We start from the raw sequence: 3,047 nt of genomic DNA, 5'->3' as shown, positions 1-3,047 counted from the left end.
GAGGAATTTCCATTGGTTTTCAATCCAATGCCAACCCAAACAATGCCCTAGCATTGGGCAGGCTTTCACGTGCAAACAGCAATGAAGCATTAGCCATTGGATATAATGCCACGGCTTCAGGTTTTCAATCGATGGCGATAGGTAATTTTGCTAACGCTACCTCAAACAATTCAACAGCTATGGGTAATAGTGCTGCAGCCAGTGGACAAAATTCCAGTGCACTTGGTTTTAACAGTGAGGCTTCTGGTCAAAATGCCACCGCAGTAGGTACAGGAGCAGTTGCAAATCTACCCAATACACTCATACTTGGAAACAACACAGCCGTTACCTCATGGGAAGGTACCAAGGTAGGTATTGGGACCAGCACCCCTACTGATAAACTTCATGTTCATGGAGCTTTACGGATTGTTGACGGCAATGAAGGAGCCGGAAAAGTGCTTACCTCTGATGCCAATGGTAGAGCTAGTTGGCAGGAAGTCGGATCTGCCGGCGGGGCAGATACCAAACGTTTTGCTGAGGTTTATAAAACTTCAGGTGCAACAGCGCTTAATCAATATCAGCCTATTGCTTTTGGACAGATTGCCTTTGCCGATGGAATAAACGCAAACAACAATAACTTTCAGGTAACTGTATCCGGTGTTTACAGAGTTTCTTATTCTGTAACTATAGAAAAGTCAGGAGGAGGAACCTCAAGCCCTCGTTTTTATTTATCTATTGGGTGGGGTAATGATAATGTACCTGGTTCAACGACCTATGCAAGTTTGAGAAATAATGAAACAATTTCGGTTTCTAAAACAAAGTTGATTTATTTGAGTGCCTGGCAGCAGTTATATCTTTTCACCAATACTTCAAATTCAAGCATCAAGGTTCAGCCTAATGGAACGAATTTTACTATTGAATTAGTAAAAGCTGACTAGACTAAGAACTTTTAAAATTAGTTTAAACTCAAAGGCTTTTGATGACTCATCAAAAGCCTTTCCAATAAGTTTGTTAATTTTACATTAGAGAATTCCAACGGCTTTCATACAGTTTTTCATTTCCTGATAAGTACGAACGATATCATTATCAAGACCAATTGAAAAGCGAATGAGTCCCTCTGTTAGTCCCATTTCTTTTTGTTCTTCTTCAGGAATTTCAGAAGACGTTGAGCTTCCGGGTGCACTAAAAAGAGTTTTGTAGAATCCTAAACTTACTGCCAGATACCCCAGGTTTTTATCCTGCATCATTTCCATCAATTCGTTTGCCTTTTCAAGCGAACCGGCATCAATTGTCAGCATGCCTCCAAAGCCATATTCTTCATTGAACATTGACTTAAACAAGTCGTGACTTGCATGAGATTTTAGCCCCGGGTAGACTGTTCTTATACCATCATTTTCAAATTTTTCTGCAAGGTATTGTGCATTTTTACTATGTTGTTTAACACGGATGTGAAGCGTACGCATATTTTTAAGTATAGAAGCAGCCCTCAAGCTGTCCATTGAAGCACCCAGCAACATGTTAGCACCATCATTAACACTTCTTAAGGAGTCTATAAATCCTTGAGTGCCACAAGCGACTCCTCCCATTGTATCACTGCTTCCATTGATAAATTTGGTTAAACTGTGGATTACGACATCGGCTCCCATTTGTGCCGGAGATATACTCAAGGGAGAAAAGGTGTTGTCTACAATTAGAGTCAGATTGTGTTTTTTGGCAATTTTTGAAAGTGCTGCTAAATCTGCCACTTCCAGTAATGGGTTACTAACTGTTTCGCAATACAAAACTTTGGATTGATTCGTAATTGAAGCTTCAATCTCATTAAGGTTTGTAATATCAACAAAGGAGGTATTGATTCCAAAACCGGGTGCAAAGTTTTTAAGGAAAGCGTATGTACCTCCATATATAGTGCGACTTGAAACAATGTGGTCGCCACTTTTGCACAATTGCATTATTGCTGCAGTGATGGCACCCATTCCGGTAGCTGCAACATTGGCTGTTTCTGTACCTTCCATTGCTGCCAATGCCTGACCCAGATAAAGATTACTGGGCGACGAGTGTCTTGAATATAAATAGCATCCATCAGCATTGCCTTCAAAGGTGTCAAACATGGTCTTTGCAGAAAGAAATGTATAGGTAGAAGAATCAGAAATGGACGGGTTCACACCACCAAATTCGCCAAAATACTGAAGGTCTTGAATTTTATCAGCTGGATTGAATTTCATAATTTTATGTTTTTATTTTCATCAAAAATATAGAAATGTAGTTTCAAATTCAATCATACTTAAAAAATTTAAAAATAAATTCTATAGTTTTTATAATATACAATATATATTTCTATATTTTAGCAGCATACCTTTAAAATCATGAAAAAATGTTGGGATTGGATGCGATAGATAAAAAGATTTTGTTCTTACTTCAAAAAGACAGTAAGCAAACCAACAAGCAACTTTCTTTACAATTAAACTTATCAGTTACGGCGGTTTATGAACGTATTCGTAAGCTTGAGAAAGCTGGTTTCATCAAGGGTTATGTGGCATTGGTTTCCAAGGAAAAGCTCAATAAATCACTCATTGTCTTTTGTCAAATTAAGTTAGTACAACACACTAAGGAGTATGTTGTTTATTTTGAAAGAGAGGTGGCCGGCTTGGAGGAGGTTATGGAATGTTTTCATGTGAGTGGTGAATATGACTATTTATTAAAAGTTTGTGTGAGAGATATGGAAGCATTCAGGGAGTTTATGGTGAATAAACTCACTACTTTAAAGCATATTGGCAGCACGCAAAGTTCTTTTGTCATAAACGAGGTGAAAAGTGAAACTGCTGTCGTTATATAACTTATTAACTTAAAAGCGATAGTAGTCCTTATTGATCAATTTGATTGATATTTTTCATTTTCAGAATCTTCTCAACGAATTGCAAAGAAATCAGTAAAAATGATTTTATAAAAAACTAAAATTATACAAATTGATTCTATAAATCATCAACTCATTTTTTTTTTAGTTTTAAAACCTTCTTGAATCTATTGTAGATTTGTATTTTTGTACTTCATTTTAAAAAAGTCATCATGAA

At 37.0% G+C, this 3,047-nt stretch carries 2 protein-coding genes and 1 pseudogene; 2 read left to right on the top strand and 1 reads right to left on the bottom strand.

Annotated features, from left to right (window positions below; all coding sequences use genetic code 11):
* A pseudogene (locus tag AACY61_RS11365) lies at positions 1 to 917 on the top strand (hypothetical protein); the annotation flags it as partial.
* Between the two features lie 84 nt (positions 918 to 1,001).
* Here the strand turns inward: AACY61_RS11365 and AACY61_RS11360 are convergent.
* On the bottom strand, positions 1,002 to 2,201 hold the full coding sequence (locus AACY61_RS11360) for an aminotransferase class I/II-fold pyridoxal phosphate-dependent enzyme (protein ID WP_339611700.1): 1,200 nt from the start codon (positions 2,199 to 2,201) through the stop codon (positions 1,002 to 1,004).
* A 152-nt stretch (positions 2,202 to 2,353) separates the two neighbouring features.
* On the opposite strand from AACY61_RS11360, the gene AACY61_RS11355 reads away from it, so the two are divergent.
* On the top strand, positions 2,354 to 2,812 hold the full coding sequence (locus tag AACY61_RS11355; RefSeq protein ID WP_339611701.1) for an Lrp/AsnC family transcriptional regulator: 459 nt from the start codon (positions 2,354 to 2,356) through the stop codon (positions 2,810 to 2,812).
* Positions 2,813 to 3,047 lie beyond the last annotated feature (235 nt).

This window comes from uncultured Planktosalinus sp. (assembly GCF_963973675.1).
Taxonomy (GTDB): domain Bacteria; phylum Bacteroidota; class Bacteroidia; order Flavobacteriales; family Flavobacteriaceae; genus Planktosalinus.
This window is presented reverse-complemented; position numbering and strand designations above follow the sequence as displayed.